The sequence below is a fragment of the Prevotella sp. P6B1 genome (assembly GCF_000702825.1).
GTDB lineage: Bacteria > Bacteroidota > Bacteroidia > Bacteroidales > Bacteroidaceae > Prevotella.
Window position 1 is genome coordinate 182,382 of record NZ_JNKF01000011.1, and the last position, 17,997, is coordinate 200,378.

Annotated in this window: 11 protein-coding genes and 2 pseudogenes; 5 read left to right on the forward strand and 8 right to left on the reverse strand. The window is 52.0% G+C overall.

The features are described from left to right. Positions 1-3: 3 nt before the first annotated feature. Genes T495_RS0104795 through nqrF form a run of 3 tightly spaced genes read left to right on the forward strand, consistent with a single transcriptional unit; the run spans position 4 to position 2,532 of the window. Positions 4-627 (forward strand): NADH:ubiquinone reductase (Na(+)-transporting) subunit D, encoded by a 624-nt coding sequence (locus tag T495_RS0104795; protein WP_028903576.1) that lies wholly within the window; start codon positions 4-6, stop codon positions 625-627. A 3-nt stretch (positions 628-630) separates the two neighbouring features. After that, positions 631-1,257 carry an NADH:ubiquinone reductase (Na(+)-transporting) subunit E gene (gene nqrE, locus T495_RS0104800; RefSeq protein ID WP_028903577.1) on the forward strand — a complete coding sequence of 209 codons (627 nt, stop codon included), beginning with the start codon at positions 631-633 and terminating at the stop codon, positions 1,255-1,257. Between the two features lie 6 nt (positions 1,258-1,263). After that, the gene (gene nqrF / locus T495_RS0104805) at positions 1,264-2,532 is read left to right on the forward strand and encodes an NADH:ubiquinone reductase (Na(+)-transporting) subunit F (RefSeq protein WP_028903578.1); all 1,269 of its coding nucleotides are present in this window, start codon (positions 1,264-1,266) and stop codon (positions 2,530-2,532) included. 79 nt (positions 2,533-2,611) lie between these two features. On the opposite strand, the gene pflA is transcribed toward nqrF, so the two are convergent. The 5 genes and pseudogenes from pflA to T495_RS0104825 form a co-directional block, all read right to left on the reverse strand. Then, positions 2,612-3,352 (reverse strand): pyruvate formate-lyase-activating protein, encoded by a 741-nt coding sequence (gene pflA / locus T495_RS0104810; RefSeq protein WP_033147807.1) that lies wholly within the window; start codon positions 3,350-3,352, stop codon positions 2,612-2,614. Then, positions 3,352-5,598, reverse strand: coding sequence for a formate C-acetyltransferase (gene pflB, locus T495_RS0104815; RefSeq protein WP_033147808.1), 2,247 nt, complete (start codon positions 5,596-5,598; stop codon positions 3,352-3,354). The genes pflA and pflB overlap by 1 nt, the downstream gene beginning before the upstream one ends. 124 nt (positions 5,599-5,722) lie before the next feature. Next, entirely contained in the window at positions 5,723-6,166 is a 444-nt protein-coding gene (locus T495_RS0104820; RefSeq protein ID WP_028903581.1) for a DNA-binding domain-containing protein, read from the reverse strand. A gap of 290 nt (positions 6,167-6,456) precedes the next feature. Then, positions 6,457-6,717 carry a winged helix-turn-helix domain-containing protein gene (locus tag T495_RS16130; protein ID WP_231480226.1) on the reverse strand — a complete coding sequence of 87 codons (261 nt, stop codon included), beginning with the start codon at positions 6,715-6,717 and terminating at the stop codon, positions 6,457-6,459. A 24-nt stretch (positions 6,718-6,741) separates the two neighbouring features. Next, positions 6,742-8,412 (reverse strand): annotated as a pseudogene (locus T495_RS0104825) (Na/Pi cotransporter family protein); the annotation flags it as partial. 122 nt (positions 8,413-8,534) lie between these two features. On the opposite strand from T495_RS0104825, the gene T495_RS0104830 reads away from it, so the two are divergent. After that, the gene (locus T495_RS0104830; protein WP_197020345.1) at positions 8,535-10,841 is read left to right on the forward strand and encodes a hypothetical protein; all 2,307 of its coding nucleotides are present in this window, start codon (positions 8,535-8,537) and stop codon (positions 10,839-10,841) included. On the opposite strand, the gene T495_RS0104835 is transcribed toward T495_RS0104830, so the two are convergent. After that, positions 10,824-12,293, reverse strand: coding sequence for a TlpA disulfide reductase family protein (locus T495_RS0104835; protein WP_081832019.1), 1,470 nt, complete (start codon positions 12,291-12,293; stop codon positions 10,824-10,826). The genes T495_RS0104830 and T495_RS0104835 overlap by 18 nt on opposite strands. Positions 12,294-12,555: 262 nt before the next feature. Between T495_RS0104835 and T495_RS0104840 the strand changes: the two genes are divergently transcribed. Next, positions 12,556-14,088, forward strand: coding sequence for a M48 family metallopeptidase (locus T495_RS0104840; RefSeq protein ID WP_028903583.1), 1,533 nt, complete (start codon positions 12,556-12,558; stop codon positions 14,086-14,088). Here T495_RS0104840 and T495_RS15810 read toward each other — a convergent pair. Together T495_RS15810 and nifJ are read right to left on the reverse strand one after the other, a co-directional pair. Next, a pseudogene (locus T495_RS15810) lies at positions 13,998-14,279 on the reverse strand (hypothetical protein); the annotation flags it as partial. The gene T495_RS0104840 and the pseudogene T495_RS15810 sit on opposite strands and share 91 nt — an antisense overlap. A 117-nt stretch (positions 14,280-14,396) precedes the next feature. Next, positions 14,397-17,975, reverse strand: a complete 3,579-nt coding sequence (nifJ, locus tag T495_RS0104845; protein ID WP_033147810.1) for a pyruvate:ferredoxin (flavodoxin) oxidoreductase — start codon at positions 17,973-17,975, stop codon at positions 14,397-14,399. Between the last annotated feature and the right edge of the window lie 22 nt (positions 17,976-17,997).

The window sequence follows — 17,997 nt, forward strand, 5'->3', positions numbered from 1 at the left end:
ACTATGGCATTATTCAGTAAACAAAATAAGGAGGTTTTTACCAACCCGTTGAACGTAGATCATCCTATCCTCGGACAGGTATTGGGTATCTGCTCGGCGCTGGCTGTTACATCGCAGCTCAAGCCCGCCATCGTGATGGGACTGGCTGTAACCGTAATCACAGCCTTCTCAAACACCATCATCTCTATCATCCGCAACACCATTCCTAACCGCATCCGTATTGTGGTTCAGCTGGTGGTTGTGGCTGCGCTGGTAACCATCGTGAGCCAGATCCTGAAGGCTTTCGCCTACGATGTGAGCGTGCAGCTGAGTGTGTATGTAGGTCTGATTATCACCAACTGTATCCTGATGGGCCGCCTCGAGGCGTTTGCCATGCAGAACAAGCCCTGGCCTTCGTTCCTCGATGGTGTGGGCAACGGTCTGGGCTACGCTATGATCCTGGTGATTGTGGGTGCCGTTCGTGAGTTGCTGGGCCGTGGCTCTCTGCTGGGCTTCCAGCTGATTCCCGATGCCTGCTACGACTTCGGTTATGTGAACAATGGTATGATGACGATGCCCGCTATGGCGCTGATCCTTGTGGGATGTGTGATCTGGGTTCATCGTGCTTACTTTTATAAGGAGAAATAAGATATGGAACACGCAATATCATTACTGTTCAGGTCGATCTTTGTCGACAATATGATCTTCGCTTTCTTCCTCGGCATGTGCTCTTACCTGGCTGTGTCGAAGACGGTGAAGACTTCGCTGGGACTCGGTCTCGCTGTGACCTTCGTGCTCACCGTTACCGTTCCCGTCAACTATCTGTTGCAGACTAAGGTGCTGGGCCCCGACTGCCTCGTTGAGGGTGTGGATCTCAGCTACCTCAGCTTTATCCTCTTCATCGCTGTCATCGCAGGTATGGTGCAGCTGGTAGAGATGACGGTCGAGAAGTACTCGCCCTCGCTCTATGCCGCGCTGGGTATCTTCCTGCCTCTGATTGCCGTTAACTGCGCTATCATGGGTGCTTCGCTGTTCATGCAGCAGCGCATCCTGATGGATCCCTCTAACTCGCAGGCCATCACCTCTGTATGGGATGCCGTGATCTACGGCTTCGGCTCTGGTATCGGTTGGGCGCTGGCCATCGTGGCCATGGGTGCCATTCGCGAAAAGATGCAGTATTCGGATGTGCCCAAGCCCCTGCAGGGCCTCGGCATCGTGTTTATCACCGTGGGCCTGATGGCTATGGCGATGATGTGTTTCTCTGGCTTAAACATTTAATAAGGTATGGCACAGTTTATAGCATATAGTATAGGAGTGTTCCTCCTGGTAATCATCTTGCTGGTGGTTATCCTGTTGGTGGCCAAGAAGTATCTGAGCCCCAGCGGCAATGTGAATATTACAGTTAACGGCGACAGGGTGCTCAACGTGCCACAGGGTAACAACCTGATGGCCACACTCAACGAGAACGGCATCTTCCTGCCTTCAGCCTGTGGCGGTAAGGCCAGCTGTGGCCAGTGTAAGGTGCAGGTGCTCGAGGGTGGCGGCGAGATTCTCGACTCAGAGAAGCCTCACTTCTCGCGCAAGCAGATCAAGGACCACTGGCGCCTGGGCTGCCAATGCAAGGTGAAGGGCGACCTGAAGATTCATGTAGATGAGTCGATCCTGGGTGTTAAGGAGTACGAGTGTACCGTGATCTCTAACAAGAACGTGGCTACCTTCATCAAGGAGTTCAAGGTGCAGCTGCCTGCCGGCGCTCATATGGACTTCCTGCCTGGCTCGTATGCCCAGATCAAGATTCCTAAGTTCGATTGCATCGACTATGATAAGGATTTCGACAAGAGCCTGATTGGCGACGAGTATCTGCCTGCATGGGAGAAGTTTGGTCTGTTCCCACTCAAGTGTAAGAACCCCGAGGACACCATCCGTGCCTACTCAATGGCCAACTATCCAGCCGAGGGTGATGTGTTCATGCTCACCGTGCGTATCGCCACACCTCCATTTAAGGCCGACCGTTCGGGCTTCATGGATGTGAACCCTGGTATCGCTTCATCGTATATCTTCTCGCTGAAACCCGGCGACAAGGTGATCATGAGCGGTCCTTTCGGCGATTTCCACCCACACTTCGACTCGAAGAAGGAGATGATCTGGGTTGGTGGTGGTGCCGGTATGGCTCCTCTGCGTGCGCAGATCATGCACATGACCAAGACGCTCCACACCAAGGACCGCGAGATGCACTACTTCTATGGTGCCCGCGCGCTCAACGAGGTGTTCTATCTGGACGACTTCCTGGGCCTGGAGAAGGAGTACCCCAACTTCCACTTCCACCTGGCGCTCGACCGTCCCGACCCCGCAGCCGATGCTGCTGGCGTGAAGTACACCCCGGGCTTTGTGCACAATGTGATGTACGAGACCTATCTGAAGAACCACGAGGCTCCCGAGGATATCGAGTACTACATGTGCGGTCCTGGCCCTATGTCGAAGGCCGTTGTGGGCATGCTCGATTCGCTCGGCGTAGATCCCGAGTCGATCATGTACGATAACTTCGGCGGATAATCCGTTATCCCCCATAAACAAAACAAGTGCAGCAACCTTGATGGCGCTGCACTTGTTTTTTTGCTTTGCGGCGGGGATTTTACTTTGCGCCGAGGATTTCGCGGGCGCGGGCTACTTGCTCGGCGGTGGGGGTCGGGGTATCCGCCAGGCTGTAGGCGATGCCCAGGTTGTCCCACTTGAAGGTGCCCAGGGTGTGGTAGGGCAGCATCTCTACGCGCTGCACATTGGTGAGCGTGTCGATGAAGCGGCGAAGCTGCGTGAGTTGCTCCTCGCCGGTAGTGATGCCGGGGACGAGGACGTGGCGAATCCAAACGGGCTTTTCTATCTCGGAGAGATAACGGGCGCAGTCGAGGATGGGCTCGTTGCCGTGGCCTGTGAGCCAGCGGTGCTTCTCGCTATCGATGTGCTTGATGTCGAGCAGCACCAGGTCGGTGGCCTGCATCAGGCGCTCGAACTTGGCGAAGAAGGGCGCCTGGCGGGTGAAGGGCTGGGCTGAGGTGTCGAGACAGGTGTTGATGCCGCGCCGATGGGCCTCCTCGAACAGTTGGATGAGGAAGTCGATCTGCAGCAGGGCCTCGCCGCCGCTCACGGTGATGCCGCCGTCGGGACCCCAGTAGCTGCGGTAGCGCTCGGCCTTATTGAGCAGCTCGTCTACGGTAGCCGTGGTGCCACAGGTGTCGGAACCCAGGCGCCAGGTGTCGGGGTTGTGGCAGTAGCGACAACGCATCTGACAACCCTGCATGAAAATCAAGAACCGAATCCCTGGCCCATCAACGGAGCCAAAGGATTCGGTAGAGTGTATATAGCCTGTACTACTCATTACAGGCTCTCGTGAGATTGACGTGCGATAACATCCTCCTGCTGCTCACGGGTGAGGTCGATGAACTTCACGGCGTAACCAGATACGCGGATGGTGAAGTTAGCGTACTCGGGCTTCTCGGGATGCTCCATGGCATCGCGCAGCTTCTCGATACCAAACACGTTCACGTTCAGGTGGTGAGCACCACGGCTGAAGTAACCGTCCATCACGCGAACCAGGGTGTTGGCACGCTCCTCGTCGTTCTGACCCAGGGCGCTTGGGCTGATGGTCTGAGTGTTTGAGATACCGTCGAGTGCATACTCGTAAGGCAGCTTGGCCACTGAGTTGAGCGAAGCCAGCAGACCGTTCTTCTCGGCACCGTAGCTTGGGTTGGCACCAGGAGAGAGTGGAGTACCGGCACGGCGTCCGTCGGGCAGGTTACCTGTGTACTTACCATAAACCACGTTTGAGGTGATGGTGAGGATAGAGCAGGTTGGGGTAGCGTTACGATAGGTGGCGTGCTTGCGAATCTTCTTGACGAAGGTCTTGAGCAGCCATACGGCGATCTCGTCGGCGCGGTCGTCGTCGTTACCGTAGCGTGGGAAGTCGCCCTCGGCCACGTAGTCCACGTTGAATCCCTCCTCGTCGCGGATCATCTTTACCTTGGCGTATTTCACAGCCGAGATAGAGTCGACCACGTGTGAGAATCCGGCGATACCGGTAGCGAATGTGCGGCGCACGTTGGTATCGATGAGGGCCATCTCGGCAGCCTCGTAGAAGTACTTATCGTGCATGTAGTGGATGAGGTTCAGGGTGTTCACGTAGACACCGGCGAGCCAGTCCATAGCCTGGTCGAAGCGTGGAGCCAGCTCATCCCATGTGAGGTACTCGTCCTTGATGGGGCGGAAACCGGGAGCCACCTGCTCGCGGGTCTTGGCGTCGACACCACCGTTGCAGGCATAGAGGAAACACTTGGCCAGGTTGGCGCGTGCACCGAAGAACTGCATCTCCTTACCGGTCTGAGTGGCGCTCACACAGCAGCAGATGCTGTAGTCGTCGCCCCAAACGGGACGCATCACCTCGTCGTTCTCGTACTGGATCGAGCTGGTCTTCACCGAGATCATCGCAGCATACTTCTTGAAGTTCTCGGTGAGTCGTGGTGAGTAGAGCACGGTGAGGTTTGGCTCGGGCGATGGGCCCATGTTCTCCAGGGTGTGCAGGAATCGGTAGTCGTTCTTGGTCACCATGTGGCGTCCGTCCATGCCCATACCGCCCACTTCGAGTGTAGCCCAAACGGGGTCGCCCGAGAAGAGCTCGTTGTATGATGGGATACGTGCGAACTTCACCATGCGGAACTTCATTACCAGGTGGTCGATGAGCTCCTGTGCCTCGGCCTCGGTGAGGGTTCCCTCTTCCATATCACGCTGGATGTAGATGTCGAGGAATGTTGACACACGGCCTACCGACATGGCGGCGCCGTTCTGAGTCTTGATGGCTGCCAGATAGCCGAAGTACAGCCACTGTACAGCCTCGCGGGCGTTGTTGGCAGGCTGTGAGATGTCGAAGCCGTAGATCTGTGCCATCGCCTTCATCTCCTTCAGGGCCTTGATCTGCATCGAGATCTCCTCACGCTGACGGATGATATCGTCGCTCATCACACCGGCACCGCAGTTGCGCTTGTCGGCTTCCTTCTCGGCGATGATGAAATCGATACCGTAGAGAGCTACACGACGGTAGTCGCCCACGATACGGCCACGACCATAGGTGTCGGGCAGACCGGTCAGGATGTGGTTGTGACGTACGTGCTTCATCTCCTCGGTGTAAGCATCGAATACGCCATCGTTGTGAGTCTTGCAATATTTTGTGAAGATCTCGTGCAGCTTCTCTGATGGCTTGTAACCGTAGTTAGTGCAAGCCTGCTCAGCCATCTTGATGCCGCCAAAAGGCATGAAGGCGCGCTTCAGGGGTTTATCGGTCTGCAGACCAACTACCTTCTCCAGGTCCTTCTTACTCTCGTCGATGTAGCCAGGGCCATAAGCTGTCATGCTCGATACGATCTCTGTCTCCATGTCGAGCACGCCACCCTTGGCACGCTCCTCCTTCTGAAGCTCCTGCAGACGTCCCCACAACACGTTGGTGGCATCAGTAGGCTCAGCCAAGAAAGACTCGTCGCCTTCGTAAGCTGTGTAGTTGTTCTGAATAAAGTCTCTGAGATTGACCTCTTCGGTCCACTTGGTTCCTTTAAAACCACGCCATTCTTTACGCATAAATCAAATTTGAGTTTTATATAAAAAAATAATACCTATTGCAAAATCGGCTGCAAAGGTACTACTTTTTTGTGAATTACGCAAATATTTACGTCGCTATTATTTTTTTTGTCCGCTGATACAGTTATTTCTTTGATGTATGATAATAATGTGTTTCAACGGCTTCGCATCCATCCAGAATGCTGCGATGGATATGTCCGTTCTTGTCTGGACCAATGGCGCTATAACGTTTGCCTTCAGGCGTATAATTACATTTAAAACCAGTAATATGTCGATCGCGCCTGAATTCTTTTGGATTATCAACGCATACACTCTTTACAGAGATTGACAACTTGCCCATCTCTTTCAAATCTACGGTATAGCCGTTCTGCATGTAGAACTTCACAGTATCAAACAGCTCGCGTAGCACAAGTCTGACATCGGAGGCTTTCGCTGTGCAGTTTTCCTCAATCATCTCCTCGATGTCCTCCAATGAGATAACACCTTGCTTCACGGTGTGAGCGTAATACTTACCATAGTTTTTACTACCCTTGATTTTGTTCTGTAGGAGTCTGTACTGTATAGCCATAATTCGTTTTTGCTGCAAAGATAATATATTTGAAAGCCGATTCCAAATTATTTATCTAAAAAAACACTAAAATCACAAAACAAATTCACTGAATTTGTTCTTCAAATACACTGAATTTGATACACAAATACACTGAATTTGTATAATAAGTAACTATAGTTATCTCTTGAATACCCGTTGGTTCACTTCCTTTGAAGAATACTATCCACAGAAAAGCCGCCCATGAAAGGACGGCTTAATCAACGAAGAGATTCAAATGTTCAACGACAATAAACCGGTCGAATAAACCACTACCCCTCGAACACATAGCCATGGCCCTGACGGCTGACGATGTTCTGGGCGTAGAGGCCCAACTTTTTGCGCAGGCGGGTGATGTGAACATTAACCGTGCGTTCGGTGACGATGACATCGGCCCATACTGTGCTTATGAGTTGCTGGCGGGTGAGCACGTGGTTGCGGTGGGTGAGCAGTTGGTACAGAAGGTCGAACTCGGTACGGGTAAGACTGATGGGCTGACCATCGATGGTGACGGTTCGGCGATCTACATTCATCTTCAGGCTATTGTAGGTCTGATAGCGTTTACCTAGGCGTGCCTCTACCACGTTCATCACGTAATCGCCCAGTTTCTCGCAATCGGCTACAATGTCGGTATATAGTGTGCCAAGCGTGTAACTGTAAGTATGGCTGTTAACATCGCTGATGGCCTGGGCCTTGATATTGTCGCGCATCGTGTTGATGTCGGTCTCGATATCCCGCGAAGCATCGATGGTCAGGTTTTCGTGGCGACCGTTCAGTACCACTATCATCTGGGTTAACGCCTCGTTTACCAGATGTTGCATGTCGCGCAAACGTGTATATTGCATAGCTGTAAAGTCCTCGCGGTTATCACGTAGGGTCTTGATGGTTCGCGCCATCTTATAACAGGCGTCGCCTATAGATTCGAGTTCGCCAATCTGGCGGAACATCATGCGTATCTTATCCTTGGTGGCATCGGAAAGGTGCTCATTACTTACCTGCTCAAGATAGGTGGCGATCTCTATCTCCATATTGTCGGCAATGCTTTCGTAGCGTTCGATACGTTCGTACTGGCGCTCAAACTCCTTCTTGTCCTTTTCGTCGATCAAGGTGCGCGTCATGCCAAACATACGTTGCATGCGCTCGGCAAAATGGATAATCTCCTTCTGTGCCTGCAGGATAGATATTTCGGGGGTGGCCATTACGCCGCCATCGATAAAGTGGAGGGTGGCATGGGGCTTGGTTTGCTGGCGATCGGGAAGTAAACGACACACGATGCGCTCCATCTGGGGAATGAAACCAATGAGCAAAGCGGTGTTGAGTACGTTGAAACAAGTATGGAACATGGCCAGCACCATCGGCAGAAGCGCTGTTTGTGAGCCTATCGCAGGATTGTAGCCAACGATGCTGCACACCAAATCCACGAACGGATAGAATACTATCAGCACCCACACCACACCGAACACGTTAAACAGCAGATGTGCCAATGCTGCGCGTCGGGCCTCGATGCCTGCTCCGAGTGCTGCCAGATTGGCCGTGGCGGTGGTGCCGATGTTTTCGCCCATCACCAAGGCTATACCCATATAGATAGGCAGTACGCCAGTAGAGCAGAGCAGGATGGTGATGGCCATGACGGCTGCCGACGACTGTACGATACAGGTGATGAGTGTGCCTGCAATCAGGAAGATAAAAATGGTAAGATGACTGCTGGTATCGAACGATGCAAAGAAGCTTACCACCTGGGCATTGTGCTGCAGATCCATATCCTTACCTGCGCTACTCAGCATCACCAGCGACCAGAACAGAAAGGCTAATCCAAACAGGAATTCGCCAGCATAGCGATGGCGCTTTTTGTAAATGAGCACCATGCCTACCAAGAAGGCTGGGAACACCACTACGCTCAGGTTGAGGTTGTAACCCAGCGACATAATCCATGCCGTAAGCGTGGTACCGATATTGGCACCCATGATGACCGAGATGGCTTGTGACAGGGTGAGCAGTCCGGCACTCACGAACGATACCGTCATGACCGTAGTGGCCGACGACGACTGTACGGCGCAGGTAACAAATGTGCCTGTCAGCATGCCGGTAAAACGGTTGGTGGTCATTCGTCCAAGAATATGTCGTAGTCCTGATCCTGCCATTTTCTGTAGGGCATCGCTCATCGTCTTCATGCCATAGATGAGAAGTGCGAGCGACCCTAAGAGTCTTAATACGATTTCAAATGTCATAGTTTTGTATTTTAATGATTTCGATGGCAAAGATACGCAAATATTGATTAGCTTGCAAATAATTGAGGTTACGTTTTGGTTACATTTACTTAATTTATTGTATATTTGCAGGCGATATGAAAATGATGAATAATAACCATAACTGGTGGTGCCTGTGTGCAGTATTGCTTTTGATGGCAGTAGGAACAGCCGGGGCACAGAGCGTGAAGAGACCGCAGCTGGATCAGCACCATCTGCTGTTGGATGCCAATCTGGATCAGAATGAAAACGCAGCTTATTGCTTCCGGAGTTTTCAGGAGGCTGTGAACCATCTGGGCGACAGCTGCATACTGTATGTGGCGCCTGGTGTTTATTGGGTTGACAATCCTGACGATCCGGAGATCAAAGTGGGCAAGGATGGGCGAGAGCCTTTCGGTTGTGTTGTGAAGTGCCGCCAGCTGCGTATTGTCGGGCTCGACACTCTAGCACAGAATACCGTGCTGGCAGCCCAACGCGGACAGACGCAGGGGGCTGTCGGCAACTTTACCATGCTCGATATCTGGAGCGACTCACTGGTGGTGGAGAATCTGACGCTGGGCAACTACTGTAATGTGGACCTGGACTATCCGCTCAACCCTGCGCTCTCGCGAAAGAAACGTAGCGATGCCATCACCCAGGCTCATGTAGGCTATGTGCATGGTAAATGGCTGACGGCCCGCAACGTGCGCTTTATCAGTAGATTGAACCTCAACCCGCTGAACGGCGCCGACCACTCTTACTATGAGAACTGCCACTTTGAGTGTACCGACGATGCCATGAACGGTACAGCCGTGTATCGCCATTGCACGATAGACCTCTATGGGCAGAAACCCTTCTGGAGCACCTTTGGGCGCGGCGCGATGTTCGTGGACTGCGATTTCAACGTGAAGGGTAACAACCGCGAGATGTTCTTCTGCAAGCAGGGCGGTCCCGTTACCCTCATCGATTGTCGCTACCATGCGCCCTCTGACAGCATCTATATCGGCTGGACTGCCTATCCCCAGAAATGGCTGCGCTGCTATCAGAAGAACTTTACGCTGAATGGTAAACCTTATATCATAGGCAGTCGCCAGCAGGAGAATACCATCGTGATCGACTCGCTGTGGCTGCAACCCGACGAGCCGCCGTATCTGGCCATCAATCGCCACGAAGCGGAGATGCTGGTGGGAGGTCAGCCACTCAAGCTCCATGTGCGCTCTGATGGCAGGAAGGTGGAGTGGCTGATACAGCCGCCCTACAACCAGATAGCTACGCTCGACACATCGACCGGCGACTCGGTGACGGTTTCAATCGCCTGCGATTTCGTGGACGACCCTATCAGCTTCCCTGTGACGGCCATGACTGTTGATGGCGAAGGTATGTCTGCTGTTGCCGTATGCCAAGTGACGGTACAGCCTCCCTTGTTACCTGCGCCAACCTTTTTGAAAGCTCCTCGAATCAGTATCAAGGATGGTGTGGCGCGTGTTGGCTATCAGCTCAACCTGCAGGGCAGAGAGGATGTCTCGCGCATCGTCTGGGGGCGACTTGATAGCGACGACTGTCAGCAGGAGGCTGTTCTGGCCGATAGCAACAATGGCCCTCAGCATACCTACAAGCTGCGCCCCAGCGATGTTGGTCGCCGGCTGGTGGTGAGCATACGTCCTGCCCACTCACGGAGTGTGAAAGGAATGCTGACTCAGATAGTAAGCAGGCCGATAACGGCTAAGGACATCAAGGCGCCTTACTGCTTAGAAACCGATTTCAGCGATGTTCGTTGCCAGTCGAGCCAAGGTCTTGTGCCCGATGCCTGGCAGGCCGATGGCTACAAGCCAGCCGACACCGCCGAATATCCATGGACTTTCGACCCCAAGAAGCCCATGTGGGCATATGGCGAGGGCTTTAATGGCGCCGTGGGCAAGGGGCTACTGCAGGCTCAGCGTGGCGCCCGACTGATGTACACACCTGCCGAAGGCACCTATACCGACATGACGCTGACCCTGCAGGTAGATCCCACGAAGACAGCCGGGCAAGGTTTCGGTTCTGCCACAGGACAGTATATGGACGTGTGTCTGAAGTTCGACACCCAAACGCTCACAGGCTATGGGTTGCGTATCATCCGCACCACCAAGCATGCCAAGGCAGTGGATTTCTACCTCGTGAAGTATCAGAACGGAACGGTCATGCCGATATCCGATGCCATCAGTTCCACCTGCTATCGCACAGGGTGTACCATCAGCCTGACTGTTAAGGGCGACTTGTTGCGCGCCCACGTTGAGACTGTTACGCCAAAGCCCCAGGACAGCACGCTGCCTCATGTGGTAGATCTCAGCGCTACTATAGCGCCATTGCCCTTTGGTGGCATTGCCATACAGCACACCGGTTCATGTGGCGAGAGCACCACCATGCTCCATCACTTAATGGCTACTTGGTAAGGAAACATTCCTGATGACAAAGGCGCCTTCTACGTCGCCCTCCTTGAAGTCGAAGGTGGCGGGTAGGGTGTCGAATGGCTCGAAGGTGAGGGTGAAGTCGCTGTAGTAGATGTTGCCAAGAATCTCGTTAGTGGATTCAGTAGCTTTCACTTGGGGATAGTTGTCTTCATCGAGTTTGATGCCATCGGCTGCTGTAAGTTTGTATTTTTTGCCGTTGGCTGAAAGATATGACTCTTTGACAATACGGAACCAATAGCCCTTATGGGTGTAATAGCGCATACTGATGGTAGTACTGTTGTTATTAGCAGCAACTTTCTGGATAACCAGCGAGAGGTTGGCGCTGTTGTCCTGTTTGGGGCCGTTTAATGCATCGGCCATACCCATAAAATATCCATAGTTATACCCCATGGTTTTCCAAACGATACGCTTGTCGGGCGAGATTAATACGTAGTAAGGCATGGCGATTACATCACAATAGTTGCTACAGATGTCCTTCGAGGCGTTGTTCCAGTTCTTCCAGATAATGCGCTTGCTGAATTCATGCTTCTGAAACTCTGAGAACTTGTTTAGATTGATACCGATGATTTCCAGCTGATCCTTCATTTTTCCGTAGAATTCTTTCATCTCAGGTTCTGATTTCATGCAAGGACCACAACCAATACCCCAGAAGTCGAGTAATACGTATTTGCCATTGGTAAAGGCTTCGAACAGATGATGTTTCTGCCCTTGCATATCAACTAGCTCGGCATCCATGGCTTCAGCTCCTACCTGCAATATGCGTGGTGGATACACATTATTGTGTATTTCGATAAGTCGCTCTTCAAAGCCTTTTGGCGCACGGGTAGCTATGGTCTTCTCTAAATTCTTCAACTGCTCCATGTATGGAAAGTCTTTGGCGTTTTTGGCGGTTATGGCTATGCCACATAGTGCGTTGATAGTAGCTGCATCTATAGGTAGTGAGGGAAGAAGGTCCATACGGAGCTTCATTAATTTCGTTTCAACTGTTTCCATCTCAGTCCAAGGCTTATGATTCAGTTCCATCTGCATCAATTCTTTTATTACTTCGCGGCAATGCTCCGTCAATCGGTTTTGGGTCTTTTGTTCTGGTACGGAGCTCTCTACTTTCCATAAGGGATATAGGCAGTCGGTGCCCGATAGCTTCACAGTTACCCCAGGACGTAGAAAGATGGTTAACATATAAGTGGGGCAGCCTTCGCCGATTAAACTGATAGAACATTCGGTGATCGCTTCGACGGGTAGCGTGAAGGCAAAACGTCCTGCTTGTACGGTGTCGACAACATTTTCAATATTACCCGTACCGGCAAACACCAATGTGCCGTCTTTTATTGCGGGTGAATAACCTGTGATGGTAGCTGTCTTTGTTTGTGCGAACCCTGCTATAACTACGAGGGTTAATACGATGGTGATGATAGTTTTTTTGTTCATAATCATATTGTTTTTTAATTGATTGATTGGGCTTATGCCGCTGGCAAAGTTATGATGAATAGGCTAATCGTGCAAGTTTTTTTCTGGAAAAATGATAGAGTGGGTGTTGCAATGCTTTTTGCGCTAAATGGTTGATATTGAGTGATGTAAAGAAGTGAGTTTTGTAGATAAAGTGGCTGAGAGGGACGGGGTAAAGATGCGAAAAACGCCATGAAAGTTTGTAAATATGAAGAAAAGACTGTATTTTTGCAACGTAATTGCAATCGTTATGAAGAAACTATTGATCATACTGATGTCCATAACCATCATGGTAGGATGTACCGAACGACAGCACCCGCTGCTGAAGCAGGCCTGGGGGCTGGTAGAAGATAAACCCAATAAAGCATATACCATATTAGGTAAGGTGCAATCTGATGCGCTGACGGATGCTGACAGGGCTGAGTACGGACTGCTGAAAACGATTGTGGCCTACAAGATTCATGGTATCAATATCGTTGACAACGACTCGCTGATATCAGCCAGCATAGCCTATTACAACCTGCATGGCGACGAGTGGCATCGCGGGCGTGCCTATTATTACAGAGGCATGCTCAGAATGTATCGCTATGACAACATGCAGGATGCCATCATCGACTTTAAGATGGCTGAGACCATTGCGGAGCATGCCGACGATAAGGATCTGAAAAACCGTGTCTACGACATCCTGCACCACGTCAATATCATCAGCCATAATCGTCAGCAATCCTTGCGCTATGCCCGTAAGTGGTTGGACAATAGCATGGCCCTCAACGATAGCGTGATGATGCTGAAGAACCTGTTGATATGTGCCAACGCTTATGCTGATCTGGATCAGTTGGATAGCGCATGTGTGTATTTAGACAGGACGCTCAGATTAGAGAAACATGCCGATTCAAGCTTGTTGCCAAGTATTTATGCTACAGCTGCTATCGTTTTCCAGGAGCATGGCGATGAAGAGAAAGCACTTTCCTATATGAAGAAATGGGAAGGCACATCATCTTATGAAAATATAGGTTTCCTGACGCTGGCGCGCATTCGTAAGGCCCAGGGGCAATATGATAAGGCTATCCGACTGCTGAAGGTGGAGATGGATATGCCAGACCGCGATCAGAAGACACGGATGAAATGCATGGAGCTACTTTCAGAGCTCTATGAACTGACTGGCGATAAGGAACTGACCTTGGAAACCAAAGCACAGATTCAGGCGTATGACGACTCTATGAAATACGTGAATCGTGCCATGCAGATGGATGACTGGCAGCAGAAGTTCGATGAGGTACGGCAGACCAAGGAGTTTGATTATCGCTTATCGTGGATGCAGAGTCTGATCATAGCGCTGATAGTGGTTGTGACGCTTGCCATTGCTACTGGTCTGCTGATACATCGCCGTAAGGTGCGTCGATTGAGCAACCGACTGGACGAGGATGCGCAGCGCCTCAGCAACCATCGCACCAAAATCGATGAACTGGAGGGGCGCATGGAGCACATCTCCAATACGTTGCTGGTGGGCACGCAGATGTTCAACCAGCTGCAGCAGCGCCAGCCCATCGCCGAGGCTACCGCCAAGGAGCAGCAGTCGTTAGTTGACTATTTCTCGCAGCTTCGTCCCAAACGCTGGCAGGAGTGGCAACGCAAATACAGCGGACTGTCAACGGCGCAGTACATCTTCCTGATTATGCAGGACGATCTGCACTACGACGATGCAGCCATCGCCGCCGCCCTCGATGTGAAGCGCACCTCGGTGCGCAGCATGCGCTCCCGTATCAAGAGTAGGGAGCGATAGTGACTACCGCTCTTGAATGCTCTTTTTCTCAGGTCTTCCGTATAGTTGATTTGATAGGCTTTTGTTGCGCTATAGGAAGGTACCATTGCTTCGCCTCGCAGACCGCCAATAGAGGTGAGGCTCACAAGGTGACCAAAGCCTTGTTGTTCGAAAATCTGGTAGAACCTGTCAATCGCAAACGTCCATCCTACGACATTGGTATCTTAATCTCTTCCAGATATTGTATGTAGTGGTGAAGAACTGCTTAGTAACAAAAAAAGGAGCACCCTGTGATGGATGCTCCTTTGATTATAGTATGGAGTGGGGGATTAGTCCTCCCAGTTCTCCTGAGACTTGCGGATGTAGCTCTTGTAGCGGAGCTGAGCCATCTTCTGAGCCTCGGCGAAGAGTTCCTCGGCCTCGTTGGGATAAGCCTTCTTGACAGAGAGGTAACGAACCTCACCGAGCAGGAAGTCGTGGAAGTTCTCCCAGTTAGGCTCCTTAGAGTCGAGTGAGAATGGGTTCTTGCCTTCCTCAGCCAGAGCTGGGTTGAAGCGCCACAGGTGCCAGTAACCGCACTCAACAGCCTTCTTCTCCTCGGCCTGGCTCTTACCCATACCACCCTTGGCCTTCAGACCGTGGTTGATACATGGAGCGTAGGCGATGATGATTGAAGGTCCGTGCCAAGCCTCGGCCTCGCGGATGGCCTTCAGGGTCTGAGCGTGGTCAGCACCCATCGCAATCTGAGCAACATATACATAACCGTAAGTGGTTGCGATCATACCCAGATCCTTCTTGCGGATGCGCTTACCCTGAGCTGCGAACTGAGCGATAGCACCAAGAGGTGTGGCCTTAGAAGCCTGACCACCGGTGTTAGAGTAAACCTCAGTATCGAGCACGAGGATGTTAACGTCCTCACCAGAAGCAATCACGTGGTCGAGACCACCGTAACCGATATCGTAAGAAGCACCGTCACCACCGATGATCCACTGGCTGCGCTTTACGAGATAGTGGTCGAGGGTCTTCAGCTCGGTGCATACTGGGCAACCAGCGGCTGCGCCAGCGGCGATCTGCTCGCGAAGCTTTGGAGCAATCTCCTTGGTCTTCTCGGCATCGTCCTGATTAGCAATCCACTCCTGAGCCAGCTCCTTGTACTCGGCGCTGGTCTTGTCGCTGTCGATCATCTCCTGAAGCAGCTTAGCTACGCGCTCCTTCATCTTCTTGTTACCAAGGGCCATACCCAGACCGAACTCGCAGAAGTCCTCGAACAGAGAGTTGTTGAATACAGGACCCTGACCCTTCTCGTTCTTGGTGTAAGGTGTAGAAGGAATAGAAGCAGAGTAGATAGAAGAACATCCGGTAGCGTTGGCAATCATCTGACGGTCACCGAACAGCTGAGAGATGAGCTTAACATATGGTGTCTCACCGCAACCAGAGCAAGCGCCTGAGAACTCGAACAGAGGCTGAGCGAACTGTGAGTTCTTAACATTGCTCTTGATGTCGACGAGGTTCTGCTTTGACTTAACATTCTTAACCAGGTACTCCCAGTTCTTAGCCTCCTGAACCATGTCGGCTGCATCAGGATTGAATGGAGCCATGGTGAGGGCCTTACCGGTCTTAGGATTGCCTGGGCAGATGTCGGCACAGTTACCGCAACCCAGACAGTCGAGTACTGAGGTCTCGATACGGAAGTGCATGCCCTTCATAGCGGCAGGAGCCTTCATCTCGAGGGTGTCGGCAGCTGCGGCGAAGCCCTTCAGCTCCTCGTCGTCGAGAACGAATGGACGGATGGCTGCGTGAGGACAGATGTAAGCACACTGGTTACACTGGATACAGTTGTCCTTGTTCCATACTGGAACGAAGGCCTCTACACCACGCTTCTCGTAAGCGGCTGTACCAACCTCCCAAGAACCGTCAACGGTGTTGTGCTTAACGAAGTCGGAAACCTTCAGCAGGTCGCCGGCCTGAGCGTTGATAGGACGAACCAGCTCCTTAACGAATGCAGGAGCATCGTCGGCCTTAACCTCATCATCAGGCAGGTTAGCCCACTCAGGCTTAACGGTGAGCTGAACATACTCGCCACCACGATCGATAGCGGCATAGTTCTTATCAACAACGTCCTGACCCTTAGCACCGTAAGACTTCAGGGCAGCAGCCTTCATCTTCTCAACAGCGAGCTCTACGGGGATCACGCCGGTGATACGGAAGAATGCGCTCTGCAGGATGGTGTTGGTACGGTTACCCAGACCAATCTCCTGTGCAATCTTGGTAGCGTTGATGGTATAGACGGTAATGTTGTTCTGAGCGAAGTAGCGTTTTACCTTGTTAGGCATGAACTTCTCGAGCTCGTCGGCATCGAAGATGGTGTTCAGCAGGAACTGACCGTTCTTCTGCAGACCACGTGTAACGTCGTACATGTGGAGGTAAGCCTGAACGTGGCAAGCTACGAAGTTAGGTGTGGTTACCAGATAGGTAGAGCGGATAGGTGTATCACCGAAACGCAGGTGAGAGCAGGTGAAACCTCCCGACTTCTTAGAGTCGTAAGAGAAGTAAGCCTGGCAGTATTTGTCGGTGTTGTCACCAATAATCTTAACTGAGTTCTTGTTAGCACCTACGGTACCATCAGCACCCAGACCATAGAACTTGGCCTGGAACATGCCAGCACCACCCAGGGCAATCTCCTCAACCTCGGGCAGAGAGGTGAAGGTAACATCGTCTACGATACCAATGGTGAAGTGGTTCTTGGGCTCGGGCATAGCGAGGTTGTTGAACACGCTGATGATCTGAGCAGGTGTGGTGTCGCGGCTACCAAGACCGTAGCGGCCACCAACGATAACAGGACGATCCTTAACATCGAAGAAGGCATCCTTCACGTCGAGGTACAGAGGCTCGCCGTTTGCGCCGGGCTCCTTGGTACGGTCGAGAACGGCAATCTTCTTAACGGTCTTAGGAACAGCTGCCAGCAGGTGCTTAACAGAGAATGGACGATACAGGTGAACTGAAATCATACCAACCTTCTGACCGTTTGCGTTCAGGTAGTCGATAGCCTCGCGAGCTGCATCGGTAGCAGAACCCATGAGGATGATCATGCGGTCGGCATCCTCGGCTCCATAGTAAGAGAACAGGTGATACTCACGACCGGTGATCTTTGAAATCTCACCCAGGTACTTCTCTACAACCTCGGGAACAGCATCGTAGTAGGGGTTGCTGGCCTCACGGTGTGTGAAGAAGGTCTCGGGGTTCTCGGCTGTACCGCGGGTAACAGGGCGCTCAGGGCTCATGGCACGATCGCGGAAACGCTTAACGAACTCTTCCTTAACCAATGGACGGATATCCTCCTGATCCATCATCTCAATCTTGTGGTACTCGTGAGAGGTGCGGAAACCATCGAAGAAGTTAACGAATGGTACGCAGGTCTCGAGAGTAGCCAGGTGAGGAACAGCTGTGAGGTCCATCACCTCCTGTACAGAACCAGAGCAGAACATAGCGAAACCGGTCTGACGGCATGCCATAACGTCCTGGTGGTCGCCGAAGATACAGAGTGAGTGTGAAGCCAGCGTACGGGCAGATACGTCGAATACGCATGGAATCAGCTCACCAGCAATCTTATACATGTTAGGAATCATCAGGAGCAGACCCTGAGATGCGGTAAAGGTAGTAGTAAGGGCACCAGCCTGCAGCGAACCGTGAACGGCACCAGCAGCACCAGCCTCTGACTGCATTTCTTGAACACTGACGTTCTGGCCCCACAGGTTCTTGCGACCGCGGGCAGCCCACTCGTCAACATGCTCCGCCATTGGCGAAGACGGGGTGATGGGGTAGATAGCAGCTACCTCCGAGAACATGTAGCTCACGTGAGCTGCTGCCTCGTTACCATCACAGGTGATAAACTTCTTTTCTTTAGCCATTGTTTTAACTATAAAAATGAAT